At 65.5% G+C, this 23,623-nt stretch carries 18 protein-coding genes; 5 read left to right on the plus strand and 13 right to left on the minus strand.

What is annotated here, in order from left to right; all coding sequences use genetic code 11:
- The 5 genes from RPS27_RS30810 to RPS27_RS30830 form a co-directional block, all read right to left on the minus strand.
- Positions 1-2,375: caspase family protein (locus tag RPS27_RS30810; RefSeq protein ID WP_313754917.1), on the minus strand; the 2,375-nt coding region annotated here is incomplete at its 3' end.
- A 166-nt stretch (positions 2,376-2,541) separates the two neighbouring features.
- Positions 2,542-3,063, minus strand: a complete 522-nt coding sequence (locus RPS27_RS30815; protein WP_212068990.1) for a hypothetical protein — start codon at positions 3,061-3,063, stop codon at positions 2,542-2,544.
- Positions 3,064-3,228: 165 nt separating this feature from the next.
- On the minus strand, positions 3,229-3,972 hold the full coding sequence (locus RPS27_RS30820; RefSeq protein ID WP_212068991.1) for a carbonic anhydrase: 744 nt from the start codon (positions 3,970-3,972) through the stop codon (positions 3,229-3,231).
- A gap of 115 nt (positions 3,973-4,087) precedes the next feature.
- On the minus strand, positions 4,088-7,591 hold the full coding sequence (dnaE, locus tag RPS27_RS30825; protein WP_212068992.1) for a DNA polymerase III subunit alpha: 3,504 nt from the start codon (positions 7,589-7,591) through the stop codon (positions 4,088-4,090).
- Between the two features lie 477 nt (positions 7,592-8,068).
- A complete protein-coding gene (locus RPS27_RS30830) occupies positions 8,069-8,791 on the minus strand; it encodes an outer membrane protein (protein ID WP_194407883.1) in 723 nt (240 codons plus the stop codon).
- Between the two features lie 252 nt (positions 8,792-9,043).
- On the opposite strand from RPS27_RS30830, the gene RPS27_RS30835 reads away from it, so the two are divergent.
- On the plus strand, positions 9,044-9,364 hold the full coding sequence (locus RPS27_RS30835) for a DUF3551 domain-containing protein (RefSeq protein ID WP_212068993.1): 321 nt from the start codon (positions 9,044-9,046) through the stop codon (positions 9,362-9,364).
- A gap of 1 nt (position 9,365) precedes the next feature.
- A complete protein-coding gene (locus RPS27_RS30840; RefSeq protein ID WP_211416831.1) occupies positions 9,366-9,632 on the plus strand; it encodes a DUF3551 domain-containing protein in 267 nt (88 codons plus the stop codon).
- 19 nt (positions 9,633-9,651) lie between these two features.
- Here the strand turns inward: RPS27_RS30840 and RPS27_RS30845 are convergent, their stop codons facing one another.
- On the minus strand, positions 9,652-10,290 hold the full coding sequence (locus tag RPS27_RS30845) for an HD domain-containing protein (protein ID WP_212068994.1): 639 nt from the start codon (positions 10,288-10,290) through the stop codon (positions 9,652-9,654).
- A gap of 43 nt (positions 10,291-10,333) precedes the next feature.
- Positions 10,334-10,795 carry a carboxymuconolactone decarboxylase family protein gene (locus RPS27_RS30850; RefSeq protein WP_211416830.1) on the minus strand — a complete coding sequence of 154 codons (462 nt, stop codon included), beginning with the start codon at positions 10,793-10,795 and terminating at the stop codon, positions 10,334-10,336.
- Between the two features lie 117 nt (positions 10,796-10,912).
- Here RPS27_RS30850 and RPS27_RS30855 point away from each other — a divergent pair, with 117 nt between their 5' ends.
- Positions 10,913-12,322: a PLP-dependent aminotransferase family protein gene (locus RPS27_RS30855; protein ID WP_212068995.1), complete on the plus strand. Its 1,410-nt coding sequence runs from the start codon at positions 10,913-10,915 to the stop codon at positions 12,320-12,322.
- A gap of 22 nt (positions 12,323-12,344) precedes the next feature.
- Here the strand turns inward: RPS27_RS30855 and map are convergent, their stop codons facing one another.
- Together map and RPS27_RS30865 are read right to left on the minus strand one after the other, a co-directional pair.
- Positions 12,345-13,094, minus strand: coding sequence for a type I methionyl aminopeptidase (gene map, locus RPS27_RS30860; protein ID WP_212068996.1), 750 nt, complete (start codon positions 13,092-13,094; stop codon positions 12,345-12,347).
- An 82-nt stretch (positions 13,095-13,176) separates the two neighbouring features.
- The gene (locus RPS27_RS30865) at positions 13,177-16,326 is read right to left on the minus strand and encodes a GAF domain-containing protein (protein WP_211416827.1); all 3,150 of its coding nucleotides are present in this window, start codon (positions 16,324-16,326) and stop codon (positions 13,177-13,179) included.
- 353 nt (positions 16,327-16,679) lie between these two features.
- Here RPS27_RS30865 and RPS27_RS30870 point away from each other — a divergent pair, with 353 nt between their 5' ends.
- Positions 16,680-17,987 carry a hypothetical protein gene (locus RPS27_RS30870; protein WP_212068997.1) on the plus strand — a complete coding sequence of 436 codons (1,308 nt, stop codon included), beginning with the start codon at positions 16,680-16,682 and terminating at the stop codon, positions 17,985-17,987.
- Between the two features lie 47 nt (positions 17,988-18,034).
- Here RPS27_RS30870 and RPS27_RS30875 read toward each other — a convergent pair whose 3' ends face one another.
- Positions 18,035-18,814 (minus strand): helix-turn-helix transcriptional regulator, encoded by a 780-nt coding sequence (locus RPS27_RS30875; RefSeq protein WP_212068998.1) that lies wholly within the window; start codon positions 18,812-18,814, stop codon positions 18,035-18,037.
- 112 nt (positions 18,815-18,926) lie between these two features.
- On the opposite strand from RPS27_RS30875, the gene RPS27_RS30880 reads away from it, so the two are divergent.
- Positions 18,927-20,006: a zinc-binding alcohol dehydrogenase family protein gene (locus RPS27_RS30880; protein WP_212068999.1), complete on the plus strand. Its 1,080-nt coding sequence runs from the start codon at positions 18,927-18,929 to the stop codon at positions 20,004-20,006.
- A 93-nt stretch (positions 20,007-20,099) separates the two neighbouring features.
- Here the strand turns inward: RPS27_RS30880 and RPS27_RS30885 are convergent, their stop codons facing one another.
- The 3 genes from RPS27_RS30885 to proS form a co-directional block, all read right to left on the minus strand.
- Positions 20,100-20,813 (minus strand): ABC transporter ATP-binding protein, encoded by a 714-nt coding sequence (locus RPS27_RS30885; protein ID WP_194407873.1) that lies wholly within the window; start codon positions 20,811-20,813, stop codon positions 20,100-20,102.
- Between the two features lie 7 nt (positions 20,814-20,820).
- On the minus strand, positions 20,821-22,101 hold the full coding sequence (locus RPS27_RS30890) for a lipoprotein-releasing ABC transporter permease subunit (protein ID WP_211416823.1): 1,281 nt from the start codon (positions 22,099-22,101) through the stop codon (positions 20,821-20,823).
- A gap of 81 nt (positions 22,102-22,182) precedes the next feature.
- Complete coding sequence (proS, locus tag RPS27_RS30895) at positions 22,183-23,502, minus strand: proline--tRNA ligase (RefSeq protein ID WP_212069000.1); 1,320 nt, start codon at positions 23,500-23,502, stop codon at positions 22,183-22,185.
- Positions 23,503-23,623: the final 121 nt, after the last annotated feature.

A 23,623-nucleotide genomic window follows, 5' to 3' on the forward strand; every position in this document is an offset into this window, starting at 1 on the left:
GGCCGGGCGACCGGCGGAGGCGGCACCGGCCGCGCCATGGCCGGCGGAGGCGCCGGCCGCGCTGCCGCCACGGGCGGAGCCACCCGTGCCGGTGGAGGCGAAGCGACACGCGGCGGAGGCGGTGGTGTCGGACGCACGACGGCCGCAGGCGGCGGGGGTGTCGGTCTTGCCACGGCTTGCGGGTGCGCGGGTGGTGCAGACGGCCGGGTTGCCTGCGCCGGAGCAGCCGACGGCTGATTCTGCGGCCTGATCGGCTGGCGCGCGGCCGAGGGCGGCGGTGGGACCGGCCTCCCCGCGGCGCCAGGAGCGGAGCCCGGCACAGCCGATGGTGGCGTGCCAGCCGGCTCGCGGATGGCAGATTTGGCGCGGTCCGCGGGGGCGGTCCCGGGCGGTGTCTGCGCCACCGGCGGCTTCGGCGGCTGGCCGGGCGCAGCGACAGGGTTTGTCGCGTTGGGCGCCACAGTCGCCGGGGCGGCCGCCGTTGGCGCATTGGGATGAGCCTGCGCTGGCGCACCGGGAGTTGCGGTGGTCGACGCTGCCGGATGGGTCGGCGGGCTCGTGGGGGCGGTGGCCGTCGGAGCGAGCCTGCTGCCCGGCACACTCCCTGCCCCCGCGGGCGGCGTCGGCGGCCCGCCTTGGGCACCGGGAACCGGCAGCGAGTTGGCCTGTGGCAGCCTGGGCTGTGGCGCGACGGATGGCGCTGCGGTCGGCGCGACGGCGGTCGGCGTGGCCGGAGGCGTCGCGGTCCTCGCCGTCGGCTGGATCGTCGCGCTCGGCGGCATCGGCGCCTTGCCCTGCTGAATCAGGGTAGCGCGCTGCGTGGCGGCCTGCGGCAGGGTCGGGCCCGCGGGACTGGCGCGACCGGCAATCGCCGGCGCGAGACTGGCCGGTCCGCTCCCTGCTCCCACGCCCGCGGCTGGTGCCGGCGGACGATTGATCACGGTGTTGATGACAGTCGCATTATGGATGTTCTGGTAGATGATGTTGTTCGGCGGCGGCGCGACATAGACCGGCGGCCGGACAAACACCGGGATCGGCACGAACACCGGCTGCGGCAGCACGAACAGGCCAACCACCGGCATCGGCGGCGGCAGCACGACGAAATCCGGCGGCGGCGGCGGCAAATAATAGACCGGTGGCGGCGGTGGCGGCGCGAAGCCGAAATCGGGATCGCTGAAATACAGCACCGGGCGATCGACATAGACCACCTCCTCCGGCGGCGGTGGCGGCACGTCGTAGTCGATCATCGCAAAGCTCGGCGGCGGCTCGACCGGCGCGGTGAGGATCGCAAGGCGGCGGCGCGCATCGCCCGCGTGCGGCCCGCGCGGATAGCGGCGCAGATACGACCAATAGGCTTCCGGCGTGTCGGTCCGGTAGGTCCGACGCCAGGTGATCGCTTCGCGGCGCGCCGCGACGATCGCCATCACGCGCTTCGCTAGGGGATCGCCGGGATAGGCCGCGAGGAATTCCTCATAGGCAGCAAAGGTGTCGCGCTCGAGCGCGGCGGCATAGGCGTCCTGCACGCCGAGATCGCGGATCGGCTTGCTGCGGATGGCGGCGACCTGGTCGGGTGCGGCCTGCGACGGCGGCGCGTCGGGCCCGCGCTCGAAGAACGAGAACGGCGCCGATATCTTCTGCTCGTTCCAGGGCACCTGCGCGCCCTTGCTGGCTTCGTTGACGCGCAGGCGGACGCGGTCGAACACCTCCGCCAGCGGCAGGCCGCCGGTGCGGATCATCTCTGCCAGCGACTGCGCATAGATACCGTACGGCCCCGGCTCCTCCGGCGCGACGGTGCCGGGCGCCGCGTTGAACGCAATCAGCATGTTCGGGTCGGGCTCGACCAGCGCCAGACCGCTCGCGATCGGCTGACCGCCCTCGATGAAGGGCTGCGCGCGGGCAGCGTCGAGCACGACGATGTTGGCCTTGAGCGGAATGGCGGCGAGCTGGCGCGCATAGTCGCTGATGCGCAAGGCCTCGGTCGGAATGTCGGTGTCGCGGGTGATGTTGGAATCGACCGGGATGAAATAGTTCTCGCCGGCAATCTGCACGCCATAGCCGGCGAGATAGATCATCGCGACCGTCCCCGGCCCCGAGGCCTGGGCCTTCTGGATGAAGTCGCGAAAACTCTTGCGCAGCGTGTCGCCGTCGAGATCGCGCGCGCCGACGACGTCGAAGCCGGCCGCCTGCAGCGTCTGCGCGATCAGGCCGGCATCGTTCGCCGTCGTCGCCAGCGGCGACTTGGCATAGGCGCCATTGCCGACCACGAGCGCGATGCGCTTCTCCGGCTGCTGGGCGCGGGCCGCGTCCGGCGCGCCGGCCGCAAGGGCCATGATCGGCAGGAGAAGGCAGATGAAGACTTTGAACGTCCCGCGCATGGCTCTCTTGCCCGCTTTTGTTGTTGAGATGGCACCACGCATCAGGCGCGCGGCCGGCTGAATGGCCGTTGAACGAAAGGCTCGGATTGAGGCGATGGCGTGGCTGCGCCGTCACCGGTGTCAGCCTGGCGTCAGTCTCGCTGCGACGGCGGTCTCGCCGCGGATCTCATTCGGCCAATTTCAGTTCGGCGACGGTCGTCCGCGCAGCCGCCTCATCGACGGGCGAGAAATCCACCGGCCCCTGATTCTTGTAGGCCGACGTCATCGCCAGGGTAAGTCCGTATCCGAGGAGCCCGGTGCTGGCATTCGCGATCACCGCATTCTTGCGATCGCTGTTTCGGGCCAGATAGAAATAGGTTCGGCCGGACTGGACTGCGATGTCCTGATGCGTCTCGCCGGGAAAACCGGGCTCTGCCGCGAAAAACTGGTGCTGGCCGGCCGGCCGATCGACATAGAGGTAGGTGCCGGTCTTCAACCCCTTGAGCACCGCGCCATCCAACGCAAACTCCCAGCCTGCGTCGGCTACGCCACCGAACCCCTTCTCGCGAAACACCACGATGCGCGCCTGCCCCGCCTTCGGCGGTCCGATCCTCCGCATCGCGGTCGCGTAATCCAGTCCGCTCCGCTCTGTTTGACAGCCAACCAGCATTGCCGCCGCAATCAGCAGCACAGCCCCACGCAAAATCATCCACGCCCCCGCCTGTCCCGGCGTGAGGCTAGCGCAAGACAGCTTCTGATTGCAACACGCGCAGCATCGCTGCCCTATGCCGAAGCCGTGCGGCCGGCCTCTGCGGGAAAGAGGCGCGGCCATCCGGCATCCGATGCGCTCAGCCCTGGGTCTCAGCCCTGAGGCTCAGCTCAGGGCAAGCAACTCGACGGCCCCCGTGCTCAGCCGATAGATACCGCCGACCACCTTGAGCTTGCCCTGCTCGACCGCTGCATTGAGGAGCGGGGCGGCCGATTTCAGCTTGGCGACGTTGTCGATGACGTTCTGGCGGATGGCGTTGTCGAGCGCGTTGCCGCTCTGCCCGGCCGCGGTCTTCACCGACGGCGCGATCGCGGAGACCAGCGTCGGGATGTGCCCGGGCAGCGGCTTGTCGTCCTTCAGCGACTTGATGGTCGCATCGACGGCGCCGCAATTGTCGTGGCCGAGCACCAGGATCAGAGGCGTGCCGAGCACCGCGACGGTGTATTCCATGCTCGCGACCGTCTCGTCGCCGGCGAAATTTCCAGCAACGCGGCACACGAACAGATCGCCGCGTCCGCTGTCGAAGGCATATTCGGGTGCGATGCGTGAATCGGCGCAGCTCAGGACGGCTGCGTAGGGATTCTGGCCGCCGACCAGAGCCTCGCGCTCATGCGTGAAGTCGTGGCGGCGCGACACACCCGAGACGTAGCGCGAATTGCCGTCCATCAGCCGCTTCAGCGCGGCATCGGGCGACAGCACGTTTTGCGGCTTCGGCGGCGCCTTCGCCTCCTTGGCCAATGCAGGCCCGCCAAACGCGGCCACCCCGAGCGCGGAGGCGGCGAAGAGCATCATCGAGCGGCGGGAGGAAGCCACCGATTGATGCAGATTTTCAGAGCATTTGTCACACATGGTTGTTCTTCCTTGATTGCGCGCCGGGCCACAACTGATAGCTGTGCCCGGCACACTTCGAAACCATGCATGAGCTTGTTAGTTAAGCTTTGGTTTGCGGCAATGCGCGCAAGCGTCAGATCTGCTGCACGTCCACCACGCCCGCGACCGCCTTGATCGCGCCGGCGATCTGCGGCGAGACCTTGAAGCGGCCGGGCAGCTTCATCTCGACCTCGGTCTCGAGGTCGAGCATCATCACCAGCGAGACCTCGCCGTCGCCGTTCGAACGCGGCGCGATGCCCGGACTGCCGATCTTCGGCGCCGCGCCGTTCGATGCCGCCATGTCGGGACCGGCCAAACGCTTGGCGATCGACTCCAGCGGCTTGGTGTCGCGCACGAAGATGCGCAGACCCTTCTGCGTCTTGGCGGCGGCATCGTCGAGCGGCTCGGCATGCAGCACGCGGGCGCGGACGTCCTCGCCCTGCAGCTCGGCGCCCAGTTGCAGCAGCACGGCGGCGCCCGGCTCCAGCACGTCGCGATATTGCGCAAGGCCTTCGGAGAACAGCACCGCCTCGAAATGGCCCGTGGGATCGGAGAGCCCCATGATGCCCATCTTGTTGCCGGTCTTGGTGCGCCGCTCCATGCGCGAGACCACGGTGGCCGCGACCTTGCCGGCGGTGGCGCCCGTCTTCACCGCGCGCGAGAATTCCGCCCAGCTCTGCACCCGCAGCCGCTTCAGCACGGTGGCGTAATCGTCGAGCGGATGGCCCGACAGGAAGAAGCCTACGGCGTCGTATTCGCGGCGGAGTTTTTCGGCCGGCAGCCACGGCTCGATCTGCGGCAGCATGATGGTCGGCGCATCTGCCGACATGCCGAACATGTCGTTCTGGCCGATGGTCTCGGCCTGATGCGCGCGCTGGCAGGCGGCGAGGATCGAATCCGCGCCGGCGAAGACGCGGGCGCGGTTCGGCTCCAGCGTGTCGAAGGCGCCGGCGGCGGCGAGACTTTCGATGATGCGCTTGTTGATCGCACGCGGATTGACCCGTGCTGCGAAGTCGGCGAGCGAGGTGAACAATCCCCGCTTGGTGCGCTCCTCGATGATCTGCTCGATCGCCTGGATGCCGACGCCCTTGAGCGCTGCGAGCGCGTAGTAGATCGTCTTCTCGCCGACCTCGAAGGTCGCGCCGGAGCGGTTGATGTTCGGCGGTTCGACCTTGATGCCGAGGCGCTGCGCCTCCGAGCGGAATTCGGAGAGCTTGTCGGTATTGTTGAGATCGAGCGTCATCGACGCCGCGATGAACTCGACCGGATAATGCGCCTTCATGTAGGCGGTGTGGTAGGACACCAGCGCATAGGCTGCCGCATGGCTCTTGTTGAAGCCGTAATCGGCGAACTTCGCCAGCAGCTCGAAGATGGTCTCGGCCTGGCCCTTCGGCACGCCGTTCTTCACCGCTCCCGCGACGAAGATGTCGCGCTGCTTGTCCATCTCGGCGCGGATCTTCTTGCCCATGGCGCGGCGCAGGAGGTCGGCGTCGCCGAGCGAATAGCCCGACATCACCTGCGCGATCTGCATCACCTGTTCCTGGTAGATGATGACGCCGAAGGTTTCCTTCAGGATCGGCTCCAGCACGGGATGCAGATATTCCGGCTCCTCGTCGCCGTGCTTGCGCGCGCAATAGGTCGGGATGTTTGCCATCGGGCCCGGCCGATACAGCGCCACCAGCGCGATGATGTCCTCGAAACGGTCCGGGCGCATGTCGACCAGCGCGCGCCGCATGCCCTGGCTTTCAACCTGGAACACGCCGACCACCTCGCCGCGGGCCAGCATCTGGTAGCTCTCGGCGTCGTCGATCGGCAGCGTGGCGAGATCGACGTGGATGTCGCGCGGCTTGAGCAGCTTGCAGGCGACGTCGAGCACGGTCAGCGTCTTCAGGCCGAGGAAGTCGAACTTGACGAGGCCGGCCGGCTCGACCCATTTCATGTTGAACTGGGTCACCGGCATGTCCGACTTCGGATCGCGGTACATCGGCACGAGTTCGCTCAAGGGGCGATCGCCGATCACGATGCCGGCCGCGTGCGTCGAGGCGTGGCGGGTCAGGCCTTCGAGGCGCTGGGCGATGTCGAAGGCGCGCGCCACGACCGGATCTTCGTCGCGGAACGCCTGCAGCTTTGGCTCGCTCTCGATCGCGGCCGCCAGCGTCACGGGCGCGGCCGGATTCTGCGGCACCAGCTTGGTCAGCTTGTCGACCTGCCCATAGGGCATCTGCAGCACGCGACCGACGTCGCGCAGCACGCCGCGCGCCTGCAGCGTACCGAAGGTGATGATCTGCGCGACCTGGTCGCGGCCATAGCGCTCCTGAACGTACTTGATCACCTCGCCGCGGCGGTCCTGGCAGAAATCGATGTCGAAGTCCGGCATCGAGACGCGTTCGGGATTGAGGAAGCGTTCGAACAGCAGGCCGAACTTGATCGGGTCGAGGTCGGTGATGGTCAGCGCCCACGCCACCAGCGAGCCCGCGCCCGAGCCGCGGCCCGGCCCGACCGGAATGCCCTGGCTCTTCGCCCATTTGATGAAGTCGGACACGATCAGGAAGTAGCCCGCGTATTTCATGCGCATAATGACGTCGAGCTCGAACGCCAGGCGCTTGTTGTAGTCCTCCTCGGTCGTGCCTTGCGACAGGCCGTGGACGCTGAGGCGCTTGGCGAGCCCCTCCTCCGCCTGGCGCTTCAACTCGGCGGCCTCGACCGAGGCTGCGTCCGAGCTCTGCGCGGCGCCGACGGTGAAGAACGGCAGGATCGGCTTGCGCGTCATCGGGCGGAACGAGCAGCGCTCGGCGATCTCCACCGTCGAGGCCAGCGCCTCCGGAATATCGGCGAACAGCACCGCCATCTCGGCGCGCGTCTTGAAGCGATGATCGGGCGTGAGCTGCTCGCGTTCGGTCTCTGCGATCAGCCGCCCGCCGGCGATGCAGAGCAGCGCGTCATGCGCTTCGTAATCGTCCGTTGTCGCGAAATACGGCTCGTTGGTTGCGACCAGCGGCAGGCCCTTGGCATAGGCGATGTCGATCAGGCCGCTTTCGACGCGCCGCTCCTTCTCGGTGTTGTGACGCTGCAATTCGACGTAGAGGCGATCGCCGAACAGGCCGGCCAGACGCTCGCAGCGCAAGGCCGCGAGCTCGGCATGACCGCCGGCCAGCGCCAGCGAGATCGGCCCGTCCGGTCCGCCCGTCAGGGCGATCAGGCCCTCGGTCTCGCCCTCGAGCCAGTCGAACTTGATGTGGCAGGCGTGGGTATCGGGCGTCTCCAGGAATGCGCGCGAGTTCAGCCGCATCAGGCTGCGATAGCCGCGCTCCTGTGCTGCCAGCAGCACCACGCGCGACGGCCCGATCGCGTTGCGCGCATTCGGATCCTGATCGCCGAAATCGATCGCCAGCTCGCAGCCGACGATCGGCTGGATGCCGGAGCCCGCCATCTTGTCGGAGAACTCCAGCGCACCGAACATGTTGTCGGTGTCGGTGAGCGCCAGCGCCGGCTGGTGGTCTTTCTTCGCAAGCTCGGCGAGCTTGGCGATCTTGATCGAGCCCTTGAGCAGCGAATAGGCCGAGTGAACGTGAAGGTGGACAAATCCGGCGCTCGGCATGGTCGCGTGACGGCCTCTTGCAGATGGGGATGGAGCGGTCGCCGGCTCCCTGGGGCATCATGCACCCGCATCTGCCCTGTCCTGCCGACTCGCCTCGCAATGGTGAGGTGTCGCAGCTTCAGAGTCCACGCCGGAGCGGCCGATTGGCCACATCGTCCCTCTTTTCCCCAAGGCCGACCGGCGCCTCCCGCGTCAAGCCGGGGAATCAGAGCTGCGGTATGACCTGGGCCCAGATCGCGATCATCCCGACGAACAGCGTGATCGACGCCAGTGCGGCCGCTTCTTCGACGAAAACCCTGAACATGTCTCGCTCCCTTGCTAGAACGTATGAAGAACATTGTTCTCATTTCGTTCTCAGGAGTCAAGCGCGACGGACGATCTCCAGGGGCAATGGTTAACTCGCTGAATTCGCGCAATAAAAAAGCCCCGGCCAAGGCCGGGGCTTTTCGACGACCGCCCGAAGGCGAGCGATCAGGATCAGTAACGGCCGAGCACCGGGCCGCCGAACTTGTAGTTCAGGCGGACGAGACCCATGTCGACGTCCTGCTTGATGCGGTCGGTACCCGCCAGGCCAGCGAACGTGACGTCCTTGTCCGACAGGAAGATGTGGTTGTACTCGACGCCAACCGACCAGTTCGGTGCGAAACCGTATTCGAGGCCGGCACCGACCGTACCGCCCCAGCGGGTCTGGTCGTTCGAGGACAGCAGCGCGCCCGAGGCGGTGCTGAACACGTCGTACTTGACGCCGACCACAGCCGCACCGCCCTTGACGTAGAGCAGGACGTTGTTCCAGGCGTAGCCGACCTGACCGGTGATCAGACCGAACGAGTCGATCTTCGAGCGGTTGCGCGTTGCGAACAGCGCGCTGACATTGTCGCCCGAGAAGTCGGCCCAGTTGCCCTGGCCTTCCACGCCGAACACGAACTGGCCGGACTGCCAGCGATAGCCGATCTGGCCACCGACCGTGCCGCCGGTCGCATCGTGCGAACCTTCACGGCCGCCGCCGACGAGATCCCAGGTCGAGTGCGCCGAACCGCCGCCGCCGTTGATGCCGATGTAGAAGCCGCTCCAGTCATAGATCGCGGCGACCATCGCAGGCGCCTTCGTGTAGGGCCGCGCTGCGAGGTCAGCAGCCAGCGCCGGCGCAGTCGCGCTCAGCGCGACAAGGCTCACAGCAGCAAGCAACAAATTCTTCTTCATTTGAGTCCCGTTCCAGTTTCGTCGTTAGGCCCCCTGGCCGTGCGCTGGTCATAACAGCGATCGACGGAATTGCTGTAACCTCGACGCCACAGTTCGCGCCAAAGGCCCGCGCTTCATTAATGAAGATTTATCAGAGCGCGTCCGAAACCCTTTGAAACAAGTGTTTTCTGTAGTTCCATTGTCGGCGGCACAAGATAAATTGCATGCGCGCGTTACAACGTCGCGCGCACATTCGCGTGATGGAGAATTGAGATGCGAAGACGAACTACGCTCCCCATTGCCGCCACATTTTCGCTCGCTTTCGCCACATTTGCACTCGTGTCGAGCGCGAGCACACCCGCGCGCGCGTTCGGCACGCATCACGCGTTCTGCCTGACCGGCGATGAATGGCCGGGGCTCAGCAATTGCAGGTTCGACACCTACGCGCAGTGTCAGGCAAGCGCTTCGGGACGCGCCCTGACCTGCATCGCGAATCCATATTTCGCCGGACAGAGCGATGATCCCTACGCCTATCAGAATCGTCCGCGCGCACAGACGCCGGGCTATTCACCCGGCTACTACCTGCCGCGCTGAGATGCGCAGCTCCGGCCTCGCGCTCGTTGCAATCGGCCTGCTCCTCGCGGGCGGATCCGCATGCGCGCAGACCTATGACCCCAGCTATCCCGTCTGCATGCAGATCTACGGCCCCGTCGGCTATTTCGACTGCCGTTACGGCTCGCTCGCGCAGTGCAAATATCTCGCCGTCGGACGCTCGGCGAGTTGCGTGGTGAACCCTTATTTCTCTGCGCGGAAGAAGTCGCCGGCCCCTCGCCGCTCCAGAGGCGCCGCTGGCGCCGGATAAGCCAAGCAGTTGCGCCGGCTCAGCTTTGCCAAGGGGTGTTGCGGATGCGTGTGCACGCGTTCGGCTTGCGGAAGCTGGGGTCGTGATCCTCGATGTAATCGAAATTCACGGTCCCGAACGTCGTCTGCGGCTTCTTCAGTGCCGAGCAGGTCTGTACCTTCAGGAACTCGTTCTTGAAGTCACCGCGCGGAAACGCCGATATCACCTGGTCGCGCTGCTCCGGGGTGTAGTCGTCGTATCCAACGCCGACGACGTCCACCAGAACGCCTGCGTTGGTGAGAGCGATCTCCGGCCTCATATATTGAGGAATGCCGGGCGTGGTGTGGAGCGCGATGGCTTCCCAGACCAGATCGGCCTGCGGCTCGGCGATCCCGCGTGCCCGAAGAAACTCCCGCGCAGCATCGGCCCCGTCGACCTCAAACCGTTTTGTCGGCGTGTGGTAGTGATCGACCAGGCCGAGATCGTGAAACAGCGCCGCGACATAGAGCAATTCGGAATCGAATTTCAGCTTCTGACGCAGCCCCTTCATCGCACCGAACACGTAGACGCGGACGGAATGATTGAACAGCATCTCGTCTTGATAGCTGCGCACGAGGTCGGTGGCTTCGCGCGCCAGTTGGCTGTCGGGAATTCTGACGCCGGAAATCACGCTCGTCATCTTCAGACTCCTGCCTTTCATTCGATTGATGCCGCGCGATCCGTCAGGCCGCCTTCTCGAGCGCGGCCTGCGGGGTGTTTCTGAAGCTGATCGACATGCGGTTGTAGGCGTTCATCATGCTGATGGCGATCGTGAGATCGACGAGCTCGCGCTCGCCGAAGACCGCGCGAACGGCCTGATACGCCTCGTCCGGAACGCCCGTCTCCGCGACGCGGGTCACCGTCTCGGCCCATGCGAGTGCGGCGCGTTCACGTTCGTCGAAGAGATGACCGGCCTCGGCCCAGGCCTGGACCAATGCGAGTTTTTCGATCTTCACGCCGTTCTTGAGCAGGTCGCGCGTGTGCATGTCGAGGCAATAGGCGCAATTGTTGATCTGCGAGACGCGCAGGTAAACGAGGGTCACCAGTGTCGCAGGAAGCCCGCTCTGCATGACGTAGCCATAGACGCCGCCCAGTGCCTTCGCGCCGGCCGGTGCAATGTGGTTGTAGTTGAGACGCTCACCCAGCTGCATTCTCCTTGATAACCGAGGGAGCAAGCACTCCCTTCCTTTCCTCCCTCAGATGCCCCTGCCATGGTTCATAAAAAAGGACCAAGAACGCACGAAAATCGTGTACCAAGAACCATGACCAAACCGCTGCGGCTGGTGCTCGATCGGTCCGCGAAGACACCGCTGGCCGAGCAGATCCACAAAGGGATCCGGGCCGCCATCGAAAACGGCGTGCTCGCACCGGGCGCGCGCCTGCCCTCATGGCAGGATCTGGCGGCCCAGCTCGGCGTCGCGCGCGGCACCGTGCGCTCAGCCTATGAAAAGCTCGCATCCGCCCAACTGATCGTCGCGGCCCGCGCGACCGGCACGCATGTCGCCGACCGACCGCGCTTCCCCGTGCGGCGGGACAAGGCCCCGGCACCGGGCTCGTTCATGGAAATGTACCAGGAGCTCATTGCGGGCCCGGCGATCTTCCAAATGGGCGTGCCTTCGCGAGAGACCTTTCCCGCGACGCTGCTCGCGCGCATGCACGCACGGGCGGCTCGTGTCGAAATGAGCGCTCCCGCGATCTACCCCGATCCGCGCGGCGAGCCGGACTTGCGACGCGAGATCGCGGCCTATCTTGCGCTGGCGCGCGGGATCGAATGCATGCCGTCCCAGATCATCATGACCAGCGGCTTCGCCGGCGGCCTCGGCCTGGCGCTCCGAGCCCTCGGCCTCGAGCAGAAGAAAAAGGTCTGGATGGAGGATCCCGGCTTTCCTTTCACCCGGCATGGGCTCGCGCTCGCGGTATTGTCGATCGTGCCGATCCCGGTTGACGCGGATGGCATCGACGTCGACGACGGCCTGCGCCATGCACCCGACGCGGCGCTGGCTGTCGTGACGCCCGGGCAGCAAGCGCCGCTCGGATCCACGCTGTCACTGGCACGACGCGCGCGCCTGCTGGACTGGGCGACCCAAAACAAGGCGTGGGTGATCGAGGACGATTATCTCAGCGAACTTCAACTCAAGGGCCGGGCCACGCCGGCGCTCGCCTCGCTCGATCGCTCCGGCCGCGTCGTTCACATCGGCTCGTTCAGCAAGACCATTAGCCCTGCCTTGCGGCTCGGCTTTGTCGTGGCACCCGCCGCTCTGGCGTCGCGATTTGCCGAGACTGCGGCGTGCCTTGCTCCGGCGCCTGGGCGCGCGGTGCAGCTCGCCACCGCCGATTTCATCCGCGAGGGCCATTATCTCCGGCATCTGCGACGCACCAAGCGCGCCTACGCCGCGCAAGGCGAGGCATTGCTCAAATACCTCCGGCCGCGGACCGTAAACGTTGCGATGGCCGGATTGGCCGCGGTGCTGCGATTGCCGGACCGAGCCCCCGACCTTGCCATCGCCAGGGAAGCAGCAGCGCTTGGACTGGCGCCGACGCCGCTGTCGCTCTGGTACGCGTCAAAGGCTTCGGCGCGCCCAGGACTGCTGCTGGGCATCGCAACGTCCCCGCTCAGGCGTATCGCGGCCTCCTCCGACCGGCTCCTTCAGATCATCGACCGCCTGACGTGATCGGACTTAGGCCTCGGCGGCCTCAACCGGCCATAGTCACGATCAACGGTCCGTTGCGCGTGGCGATCACGGTGTGTTCGTACTGCACGGTCGGCGCCTCGGGACTGCTGTAGAGAGTCCAGGGGTCATCGCCATTCTCTGCCCACGCGGCGCCCATGGAAAGGAACGGCTCGACGGTGAACACCAGGCCATCGTTCATGATGCGGCGTTCGGAGCGGTCGGGCCATGTCGCGATCTCCGTCGGCTCCTCATGGAGCGACAAGCCGACACCGTGACTGGCGAGATTCCTGACCAGGCTGTAGCCGTTCTTCCGCGCAAAGGTCCCGATGGCCTGGCCGATCCCGGCAATCGGCTTGCCGGCGCCAACCTGCTGCAGGCCTGTCCACATCGCCCGCCGGCCGTCCCGGCAAAGCCGTTCAATCGCGCGGGCGACGGGCGGAACGGCGAAGGAGGCGCCCGTATCGGCGAACAAGCCGTTCTTCTCGGCTGACACGTCGATGTTCACGAGGTCGCCGCGCGCGATCCGCCGCTCGCCCGGGATGCCGTGCGCGATCTCCTCGTTCACGCTGATGCAGGTCGCGCCGGGAAAATCGTAAGACAGCTCCGGGGCCGAACGCGCGCCGGCGGCTTCCAACAGCTTTCGCCCGATCCGGTCGAGCTCGGACGTGGTCATGCCCGGCTCGATCGCCTTCCCCATCGCCTCCAGCGTATTGGCGACGATGCGCCCGATCTCTTTCAGGCGCGTCAGGTCGTTGTCATCGGAGATCGTCATGTCGGGGCTCTCTACGAAAGCCGGGACATAGCGCTTGCGAGGGCGGCTTGCAAATCAGACGGATTCTTCGCCCGATATGTCCTCATCCCTCGTCGAGTAGATTGCGAACCTTCGTCGCCAGGTCTTCGATCGCAAAGGGCTTGGAGAGCAGATGCTTGCCGGCATCGAGCATGCCGTTGTGAACGATCGCGTTGCGCGTATACCCGGTCGTGAACAGCACCTTCAAATCCGGGTATCGTTTCGACAGCTCGGTAGCAAGTTCAGCGCCGGTCATGTCGGGCATGACGACGTCGGTAAACAGCAGGTCCGGAATGAGACCATTTTCAATGGTCCTGATCGCTTCCCTGGCAGTCGCGGCTTCGATGACCGTATAGCCAAGCTCGCGCAGGCTTTCGGATGAGATGCTGCGGACCCGCTCGTCGTCCTCGACAACGAGGATGGTCTCGCTCTGAAGGCTTGCACCAGGATGTGTAACGCCCTGCGACGACGTTGAAGGCGCCTCCTCGCCCGCAAAGCGTGGAAGATAGATTTTCACCGTCGTGCCAACGTCGACTTCCGAATAGACTTTGACGTGGCCGCCCGACTGCCGCACGAAGCCGTAGACCTGACTGAGGCCGAGGCCGGTGCCCTTGCCCACGACCTTGGTCGTAAAGAACGGATCGAACACCTTCCCCAGCACATCGGCCGGAATTCCGGTGCCGTTATCCGTGACGGCGATGAGAACGTACTGTCCGGGCGACAGGGCGTATTCGCGGGCATATTTCCGGTCGATCGAGGCATTGCTGGTCTCGATCGTCAGCCGGCCGCCCTTCGGCATGGCGTCGCGCGCATTGACCGCAAGGTTGATGACGGCGCTCTCCAGCTGGGCCGGGTCCGCCTTGACGCGCCAAAGCCCGGCCGCCAGGACGGCCTCGAGGCGAACCAGCTCTCCGAGCGAGCGCTCCAGCAGCTCGCTCATCCCGCCGACCATCTTGTTGAGGTCCACGACCTCGGGCGCCAGAGGCTGTTGGCGCGAGAACGCGAGCAGCCTTTGCGTCAAGGTTGCCGCGCGATTTGCGCCATCGATCGCGCCCTCGATGAAGCGGTCGATGTTGACCTCTCCCTTGCCGAGCCGCCGCTTGGCGAGATTCAAGCTGCCGAGAATAACGGCCAGCATGTTGTTGAAGTCGTGCGCGATCCCGCCGGTCAACTGCCCAACGGCCTCCATCTTCTGGGATTGCCGCAACTGCTCCTCGGCCTTCATGCGCTCTGCGATCTCGTCGGCGACACGTTGCTCCAGCCCGGCGTTGAGCGTCTCGAGCCGGGTCAGAAGCCGGGCGTTGTCGATGGCCGTGGCGGCGTGGCCGGCGATCCCGAGCAACGCCGCTTCATGCTCGGGCTGGAACATGGCCGTCTCGGCATGACCGAAGAAAAGCCCTCCAAGCACCTCACCCGTCCGCGAGATCACGGGGACCGCGAGATAGGATCGAACCGGAAGATGCCCCTCGGGCATGCCCTTCCGCGGTGTGTTCTTGCCATAGCGCGGGTCTTGCAGGATGTCGTCAGACCTCACCACGCTCGTGCCTTTGAAGGTCGGCTCGAACACGGCCGTGTTGCGAGGCATCGGGAAGTTCTCGAAGGCCGATCGCGGCACGCCGGACAGCGAATAAAGCATGTAGCTGCCGCCATCCGAGGTCAGAACATTGTAGAAGAAGGCGCCGAACTGGGCGCCCGTCAGCTCGACGCCGGCGTCCGTGACGATCTGCACGATCTTCTCGAGATTGCGCTCGCGGGCGACCGATGCACCCGTGTCGTTCAGTATCCTGAGATGACGCTCGGTTTTCTTCTGCGCGGTGATGTCCAGCACCGTTCCGATGAAACGAACAGCCTGGTCGCTGGAGAAAATGGCCTGTCCCGTCGCTGCAATCCAGCGTTCGATGCCATCCTCGATCCCGACGGTTCGATACTCGATGTTGTAACTCGACGGCGCATGGGGATTGAGGGCCGCGGATACGGCTTCGTGGGCGCGCTGCCTGTCGTCGGGATGAATGCCTCTCAGGAACGCCCCTTCGTAGCTGACCTCGGCATCCGGCGAGAGACCGAAGACCTCCTTGCAGCGACTGTCCCATCGCAAGACGTCGTTGACCGGATCGTAATCCCAGGTGCCGATGCCGGCTGCCTTGTTCGCCAGAACCAGCCGTTCGGCAGCTTCCCGGGCTGCCTGCTCCGAGCGGACGCGCTCGATATGCGCCCATGATCGCTCGGTGACCTCGGTGAGCAAGGCGAGTTCGCGCGCCGTCCAGCGATGCGGGCCGCGGTGATGAATGGCCATCAGGGCAGTGAGCTGCCCTTCCTTGACCAGGGGCATGCAGATCGTCGAGCCTATGCCGATATTCTGGAAGGTTGCGGCCTCCTCGGGCGCGATCTCCTTCAGATTGTCGTTGATGATGAGGGGCCTGCCGGCGCCGAGTTCTCGCACCGCCTTCTTGCCGAAATCTGCCAGGCTGTAGTGCCCGAGGATATGCATCGCGCCTGGGGCAGCCCAGTCACCGCGAATGGTGAAGCCGTCCTGATCGGGATCCATGTCGGCATAGGCGCAATTGGAGACGCCGAGATGCTCACCCAGCATCCTGGTCGTCACCGCCATCACCCCGTCGGCATCACGAGTCCTCGCGGTCTCCTTGTTGAGCGCGTCCAGGAAGAGCAGCCGGGCCTCGTTCTCCCGCACGGCCGTCTCCGCGCGTCGGCGCTCGACCGCGGTGCGCGTGCGCTCGGCAACATCGCGGATCAGCTCCAGTTCGTCGGGGCTCCAGTCGCGCGGCGCCGCGTTGTTCAGATAAAGCAGCGCCACGACCCCGTCGGGCTCGGAGATCGGCATGTTGACCAACGCGCGCGCAGAGATGGCCTCGAGCGCTTGAGCGCGGTCGCCGACGCGAGGGTCCTTTTCCGCATCGGCACAGACCACCGTCTCGCCGCGCTTCAGGTCTTCGATGTAGCTGCCGTAGTCGCGGAAGCGCAGCACCCCTGCGAGGCTCTTGATGCCCGGAGCGTTCCAGTCGCGGGCGATGGTGATGGTCTCGGCCGACGTGTCGACGGTGCCGTAGCCGGCCCTGCTGACCCTCAGGCTCCGGCCAAGCAGCTCAGCCGCGGCGTAGGCGAGATCGTCTGGGTTATTGATCTCTCGGATGTAGTCGCCAAGTGCAGCCAGGACGGCATTGCGATCGGTCGAGGTCTCCCCGGCCGCCGTTGTCATCTGACTCCCCCCGATGCTTTGCTCGTTTCGCCGAATACCGTTTCACAGCAATCCTGCAGCATCCGCGTCCAGCCGGCGGCGACGCCAGCGAGAGGCTTGCATCCCGCGCGCCCTGATAACCTCATGAAGGCGTTAAGGTTCCGCGAGGTCGCGCGGTGGGTCGCGGCTCCGCCCCGGCTGACATTGCAGGCAAATTAGCGGAGGCCAAAGCCGGTGAGCACATCGCGAATTGAAGTGCGGCCAGCTCCACGTCGTGACCAAATAAACGTGAATCGGCGCGCCACCGAAAGTTGTGAAAGCGCCGATCGTCCTGTAGCCTCGGTGTCGATATTCACTTGGTGGTTTCATACTTGATGCTCGTCCGAGTCCTGCTTCTCCTGTGCTGCCTGTCGATTCCCGGTACCTTGCGCGCCGAAGAAGCCCCGGCCGAGAAAACCGGATTTGTCTCCAGGCTGACGATCTATCTCGCAAGAGGCGCACCCGACGCGTGCGGGCCGGGCTGCGACCGCTGGATCGCGATCGAGGGCCAGATCGACCAGGATGCGGCATCGCGTATTCGCCGCTTCCTCGCCGGCGTCAAGGATACGCAGCGGCCGATCTACCTGCATTCGCCCGGCGGCAACGTCGAGCAGTCCTATGTGATCGGCCGGCTGCTGCGCGGCCGCAAGGCGATCGCGCGGGTCGGCCGGACGATCGCGACGGCGTGCGCCGCCGGCACGCAGGTGGATGCCGCCTGCCTCAAGATCAAGAACACCACCGGCGAGGTCGAGTCCGAGCTCACCACCTATCACGCGATGTGCAACTCGGCCTGCGGTTACCTGTTTATCGGCGCGACCTCGCGCGAGGTTGCCCCCGATGCCGCGCTGGCGGTGCATAATTCCAGGCTGATCCTCACGTTTCGAGGCAATCCACCTCCGGAGATGGTTGCGGAGGCGCGGCGGCGCCGGATCGCCAGCGCCGACCGCGACCGCGCCGCGTTCATTGCGTCGATGGGCATCAGCCGCGAGCTCGATGCGCTGATCCGCACCGTGAAATTTGAAAGCCTGCACGTGCTGACGCGGCCCGAGCTCTACCGGTTCGGGATCGACACACGGCCGCTGGCCGAGACGACGTGGCGGCTGGAAAAAGGCACGCGGCCGTTCATCAGCAAGGTCGCCGCGGTGAAGAAGGACAGCGACGCCTCGTTCCGGACCATGGAATGGCGCCTGTATTGCGAAAACAAGAAGCGCGTGCCGCTGATGGTCGCAAGCGAGATCGATGCCGCCGCCACGGCCAAGAAGACGATCCTGATGGCCGCCAGCGCCGATTTGAGCAAGGAGGCTGGAGGGCCTCCGGTGCGACTCGGAAAGTACGAGGTCTGGAGCGGCGCCGTCGACCCCGACATGGTCAAGGCGGTGCTGGCCTCGCACTCGCTGCAGGTCCGCGAGACCACGCCGGAGCCGGAGGGAAAGGCTGACATCACCAGCTTCAACATCGACATGACGGGTTTGACGTCGGTGTGGACCCAGCTCGGGACCTCCTGCACTTCGGCGGCGGCAGGCCCGGCAAAATCGTGGCCGGCAAATGCTCTGCGACCGACGCCCTGGACGGACACGCCATGGACGGCAAGTGGCGCACTGCCGAACGTCAGCGCAACGCCTGCGGCCACGGCCGCGCCATAGCGCAAGCTTGCCAATCGGTCTTCAGCCGCTGTCGCCTGTCCCGTCCGTCAGCCCTCGACCGGCGTGTAAATCACCAGCTTCAGCGCGGGATCGTCGTTGGCCTGGAAACTGGTGTGCTCGAAGCGGAGCAGGCCCCTGGTCGGATGGTTCATGGTCTTGAGGCCGGACATCGTGCTGCGGATGTCGTGGGCTTCCCACCATTTGACGAATTCCGGACTCCCCTCGCGCAGCCGCGTCAGCAGCTCCGTAAAGGCGGGATCGCCGGCCCAGACGTCGTGGGTGGCGCGAAACATCGCAACCATGCTCTTGGCGACGTCGGCCCAGCCCGCGCCATAGATTTTTCGCGTCTGCTTGTTCGTCAGCACCAGCAGCAGCGTGTTGCGGTCCTGCTCCGGCAATTGCCCGAACGCAAAGACGTCTTCGGCCGCATCGTTCCAGGCCAGCACGTCCCAGCGCCGCCCCGTGACATAGGCCGGCTGCTTCAGACTCGCGATCATCCGCCGGATTGGCGGGGGCACGATCTCGCGCGTGAACGCGCTCCTGGCACCGTCGCGCGCCAGCGCCTTCAGATGTGCGTGCTCGGTCTTGCTGAGGCGCAGCGCGCGGGCCAGCGCGTCGATGGTGGTGACGGACGGGCTGACGGTGCGGCCCTGCTCGAGGCGGATGTACCAGTCGACGCCGATGCCGGCGAGCTGCGCGACCTCCTCGCGCCGCAGCCCCGCAGTGCGCCGGCGCCTGCCGATCGGAAGCCCGACGGTCTTCGGCGACAGCTTCTCGCGGCGTGACCTCAGAAAATCGCCGAACTCGACGCGGCGTGGGTCGGCCATTGTCGTCGCTCCCGCGGATGGAGGGTCTCGATAATACTAGGATAATACCAGGCCTTCCTGTCCCCGCCAAGGCGGCGCATATCGGCTTCACCCAACTTTGAGGTGAAACAACATGAAAGCTGCCGTGCTCAAATCCTTCGGCTCGCCGCTGGCGATCGAAAATGCCCCGGATCCGGTGCTCGGCACCGGCGAGGTCATCGTCGACGTCGTCGCCACACGCGTCCTGTCCTACATGAACGAGGTCTTCGATGGGACGCGCAACTACGCCCTCGACCTGCCGATCATCCCGGGCCCCGGCGGCATCGGCCGGGTGCGCGCGATCGGGCCGGACGCAACCAAGCTCAGCGTCGGCGACTGGGTGTTCTGCGATCCCACGGTGCGCTCGCGCGACGACGTCGTGGCGCCCGACATCGCCTTGCAAGGACTGACTGCCGCCGGCCCCGGCGGGATGCGCCTGCAACAGCACTTTCGCCACGGCTCGTTTGCCGAGCAGATGCGCGTGCCGACCGAAAATGTGAAACGGCTCGGCGCGATCACGTCGGAGGATGCGACGCGATGGTGCGCGCTGGGGACACTGCTGGTGCCCTATGGCGGCTTCCTCGCCGCCAATCTCCAACCAGGCGAAACCGTACTGGTCAGCGGGGCCACCGGCAATTTCGGCAGCGCAGCCGTCTCGGTCGCATTGGCGATGGGCGCGGCCTGCGTGGTCACGCCGGGCCGCAACGAAAAGATCCTTGCCGACCTCGTCCGCCGCTTCGGCAGCCGCGTGCTACCGGTCAGGCTCACAGGCAACGAAGATCACGACCGCGAAGCGATGAAGCGCGCGGCGCCCTCGCCGATCGATTGCGTGCTCGACATCATGCCGCCCTCGGTCAGCCCGACCGTCGTGCGGGCCGCGATCATGACGGTGCGCCCCTATGGGCGCGTCGCGCTGATGGGCGGCGTCGGCATGGCCGGCGGCGCGGGGCTCGAACTGCCCTACCCCTGGATCATGCGCAATTGCATCAGCATCCACGGCGTCTGGATGTACCCGCCGGATGCCGCGAGCCGTCTGATCGCGCTGGTGCGCGCGGGACTGCTCAGGCTGGACGAGTACGACGCGACGGCCTTCGACCTCGACCATGCCAACGAGGCCGTGGCGCATGCCGCCGCCAATGGCGGGCCGTTCAAGCTGACCGTGATCCGGCCCTGACGTCCAAGGGCGCGGGGCAGCGCCGCCCACTTTTTTTCGCAAGTCCCGCCAGGCACTTGGCTACTGTGCATGGGGTTGTTTTCGCAAAATTAGCTAGTCGAGCTCGATCACCTGGCCGTTCGACAGCGAGACCCGCCGGTCCATGCGGCCGGCGAGCTCCATGTTGTGGGTCGCGATCAGCATCGACACCTTGGTCGCCTTGACCAGCTGCATCAAAGCCTGGAACACGTGGTCGGCGGTGTGGGGATCGAGGTTGCCGGTCGGCTCGTCCGCGAACAGCACCCGCGGCGCGTTGGCGACCGCGCGGGCGATCGCGACGCGCTGCTGCTCGCCGCCTGACAACTCGGCGGGACGATGCGTGATGCGGTCACCGAGGCCGAGATAGCCCAAAATCTCTTTCGCGCGCGTGACGCTCTCGGACTTCTTCAGGCCGCGGATCATCTGCGGCATCATCACGTTCTCCAGCGCGGAGAACTCCGGCAATAGCCGGTGCGACTGGTAGACGAAACCGATATCGGTGCGGCGCAGCTGGGTGCGCTCGATGTCCGGCAGCTGCGAGGTCGGCGCGCCGTTGACATAGACCTCACCGGAATCCGGCGCCTCGAGCAGCCCCGCGATGTGCAGCAGCGTCGACTTGCCGGAGCCTGATGGTGCGACCAGCGCGACCGACTGGCCGGCCCACAGCGCCAGCTTGGCGCCGTCCAAAATCGTCAGCGGCACCTCGCCCTGCAAGTACTGCCGCTTTATCTCGTGGAGATAAATGACCGGTACATCGTCAGCCCCCTGCTCAGCCCCTTGGCTCTCCATCAACCCCTCACTCGTACCGGAGCGCTTCGACGGGATCGAGGCGCGCGGCGCGCCACGACGGATACAACGTCGCCAGGAACGACAGTGTCAGCGCCATGATGACGACCGCCGTGGTCTCGCCGATGTCGATCTCGGCGGGCAGCTTCGACAGGAAGTAAAGCTCCGGCGAGAACAGCTCGGTCGAGGTCAGCCAGGACAGGAATTGCCTGATCGATTCGATGTTGAGGCAGATCACGAGGCCGACGAAGAAGCCGACCATCGTGCCGACCACACCGATCGAGGCGCCCGTGATCAGGAAGACCCGCATGATCGATCCCTGCGAGGCGCCCATGGTGCGCAGGATCGCGATGTCGCTGCCCTTGTCCTTCACCAGCATGATCAGGCCGGACACGATGTTCAGCGCCGCGACCAGCACGATCATGGTCAGGATCAAGAACATCACATTGCGCTCGACCTGGAGCGCATTGAAGAAGGTCGAGTTGCGCTGCCGCCAGTCGACCAGGAACACCGGACGTCCCGCGGCCTCCGTCACCGCCTTGCGGAAGGCATCGATCTTGTCGGGATTGGTGGTGAACACCTCGATCGAGGTGACGTCGTTGCTGCGGTTGAAATAGGCCTGCGCTTCGGCGAGCGGCATGAACACGAAGCCGAGATCGTATTCGGACATGCCGATCTCGAACACCGCGACGATCTTGTACGGCTTGATGCGCGGCGTCGTGCCCATTGGGGTCACGGCCCCCTTCGGCGCCACCAGCGTGATGCTGTCGCCGGCATGCAGCGAGAGCTGGTCGGCGAGGCGCCGGCCGATCGCGACGCCCTGCCCCTCGTCAAACCCTTCGAGCGAGCCCTGCTTGATGTTCTTGGCGATCGAGGTGAGGTTGTTGAGGTCGTCGGAGCGGATGCCGCGCACCAGGACGCCCGAGGCGTTCCATGGCGATGACGCCAGCGCCTGGCCGTCCACCACGGGCGCGGCGAGCCGGATGCCCCCGACCTGGCTGAGGCGGTCGGCGACGTCCTTCCAGTCGGTCAGCGGCGATTCCAGTGGCTGCACCAGGATGTGGCCGTTGAGGCCTAGGATCTTGTCGAGCAGCTCTTTGCGGAAGCCGTTCATCACGGCCATGACGATGATCAGCGTCGCCACGCCCAGCATGATGCCGAGAAAGGAGAACCCGGCGATGACCGAGATGAATCCCTCCTTGCGGCGCGCCCGCAGGTAGCGCGCCGACAGCATCCATTCGAATGGCGCAAAAGGCGCGGTTTGCACGGTTTCGGTCATGGTCTCATCCATCGCTCGATAATCCCATGATTCGGGGTCAATTGTGGCCGGATTGGCGGCCGCGATATCGCGCGATGAACAATATTCAGCCGCTCAGCCCACAAGCCTTGCGACCGCGTCCGCAGGCGACATGGTCTCGCGGGAGCCGTCACTTCGCCGCTTGATCTCGACCTTGCCGTCGGCGAGCCCCTTCGGGCCGATCATGATCTGCCAGGGAATACCGATCAGGTCGGCCGCGGCGAATTTGGCGCCGGCGCGCTGGTCGGTGTCGTCATAGAGCACATCGACGCCCTTGGCCGCCAGCTCGGTATAGAGCTTCTCGCAGGCGGCATCGACGGCCGCATCGCCCTGCTTGAGGTTCAGGATCGAAACACGGAACGGCGCCACCGCCTCCGGCCATTTGATGCCGGCATCGTCATGGCAGGCCTCGATGATGGCCCCCAACAGGCGCGAGACGCCGACGCCGTAGGAACCGCCATGGATCGGCACGTCGACGCCATCGGGCCCTGCCACCAGCGCCTTCATCGCGTCGGAATATTTGGTGCCGAAATAGAAGATCTGCCCGACCTCGATGCCGCGGGTGTTGACCCGCTTCTCCGCGGGCACTTCCTGCTCGAAGCGCGCGGCATCGTGGACGTCCTCTGTCGCGGCGTAGAGCGAGGTCCACTGCCTGATGATCGGCGTCAGGTCGCTCTCATAATTCACGTCCTCGCCGGGCACCGGCAGGTCCAGCACGTCGCGATTGATGAAGACGCCGGATTCGCCGGTTTCGGCGAGCACGATGAACTCATGGCTGAGGTCGCCGCCGATCGGGCCGGTCTCGGCGCGCATCGGGATCGCCTTCAGCCCCATCCGCGCAAAGGTGCGCAAATAGGCCACGAACATCTTGTTGTAGGCGACGCGCGCCGCGGCCTCGTTGAGGTCGAAGGAATAGGCGTCCTTCATCAGGAACTCGCGGCCGCGCATCACGCCAAAACGCGGGCGCTGCTCGTCGCGGAATTTCCATTGGATATGATAGAGATTCAGCGGCAGGTTCTTGTAGGACTTCACATAGGCGCGGAAGATCTCGGTGATCATTTCCTCGTTGGTCGGCCCGTACAGGAGCTCGCGCTTGTGGCGATCGGCGATGCGCAGCATCTCCGGGCCATAGGCGTCATAACGGCCGCTCTCGCGCCAGAGGTCGGCGAGCTGCAGCGTCGGCATCAACAGTTCCAGCGCGCCGGAGCGGTCCTGCTCCTCGCGCACGATCTGCTCGATCTTCTTCAGCACACGGAAGCCGAGCGGCAGCCAGGCATAGATGCCGGCCGCCTCCTGCCGGATCATGCCGGCGCGCAGCATCAGCCGATGCGAGACGATCTCCGCCTCTTTCGGATTTTCCTTCAGGATGGGCAGAAAGAACCGCGACAACCGCATGGCAATACTCGTGGAATCAGTGACCGGGTGCAGTGAAACCGGATTGGGAGCGAAAATACAAGACCGGGAATGAGGAAAAGCCGCTAAGCAGCGGAATTCCTGTCATTTTTCCTTCGGACTT

It is taken from the genome of Bradyrhizobium sp. WYCCWR 12699, assembly GCF_032144035.1.
Taxonomy (GTDB): domain Bacteria; phylum Pseudomonadota; class Alphaproteobacteria; order Rhizobiales; family Xanthobacteraceae; genus Bradyrhizobium.

What these genes read in the sequence shown, in the direction of transcription:
- RPS27_RS30815 (WP_212068990.1), bottom strand. Translation starts at nt 3,063, where the DNA reads ATGATTTTGCGTGGGGCTGTGCTGCTGATTGCGGCGGCAATGCTGGTT.
- RPS27_RS30820 (WP_212068991.1), bottom strand. Translation starts at nt 3,972, where the DNA reads ATGTGTGACAAATGCTCTGAAAATCTGCATCAATCGGTGGCTTCCTCC.
- dnaE (WP_212068992.1), bottom strand. Translation starts at nt 7,591, where the DNA reads ATGCCGAGCGCCGGATTTGTCCACCTTCACGTTCACTCGGCCTATTCG.
- RPS27_RS30830 (WP_194407883.1), bottom strand. Translation starts at nt 8,791, where the DNA reads ATGAAGAAGAATTTGTTGCTTGCTGCTGTGAGCCTTGTCGCGCTGAGC.
- RPS27_RS30835 (WP_212068993.1), top strand. Translation starts at nt 9,044, where the DNA reads ATGCGAAGACGAACTACGCTCCCCATTGCCGCCACATTTTCGCTCGCT.
- RPS27_RS30840 (WP_211416831.1), top strand. Translation starts at nt 9,366, where the DNA reads ATGCGCAGCTCCGGCCTCGCGCTCGTTGCAATCGGCCTGCTCCTCGCG.
- RPS27_RS30845 (WP_212068994.1), bottom strand. Translation starts at nt 10,290, where the DNA reads ATGACGAGCGTGATTTCCGGCGTCAGAATTCCCGACAGCCAACTGGCG.
- RPS27_RS30855 (WP_212068995.1), top strand. Translation starts at nt 10,913, where the DNA reads ATGACCAAACCGCTGCGGCTGGTGCTCGATCGGTCCGCGAAGACACCG.
- map (WP_212068996.1), bottom strand. Translation starts at nt 13,094, where the DNA reads ATGACGATCTCCGATGACAACGACCTGACGCGCCTGAAAGAGATCGGG.
- RPS27_RS30865 (WP_211416827.1), bottom strand. Translation starts at nt 16,326, where the DNA reads ATGACAACGGCGGCCGGGGAGACCTCGACCGATCGCAATGCCGTCCTG.
- RPS27_RS30870 (WP_212068997.1), top strand. Translation starts at nt 16,680, where the DNA reads ATGCTCGTCCGAGTCCTGCTTCTCCTGTGCTGCCTGTCGATTCCCGGT.
- RPS27_RS30875 (WP_212068998.1), bottom strand. Translation starts at nt 18,814, where the DNA reads ATGGCCGACCCACGCCGCGTCGAGTTCGGCGATTTTCTGAGGTCACGC.
- RPS27_RS30880 (WP_212068999.1), top strand. Translation starts at nt 18,927, where the DNA reads ATGAAAGCTGCCGTGCTCAAATCCTTCGGCTCGCCGCTGGCGATCGAA.
- RPS27_RS30885 (WP_194407873.1), bottom strand. Translation starts at nt 20,813, where the DNA reads ATGGAGAGCCAAGGGGCTGAGCAGGGGGCTGACGATGTACCGGTCATT.
- RPS27_RS30890 (WP_211416823.1), bottom strand. Translation starts at nt 22,101, where the DNA reads ATGGATGAGACCATGACCGAAACCGTGCAAACCGCGCCTTTTGCGCCA.
- proS (WP_212069000.1), bottom strand. Translation starts at nt 23,502, where the DNA reads ATGCGGTTGTCGCGGTTCTTTCTGCCCATCCTGAAGGAAAATCCGAAA.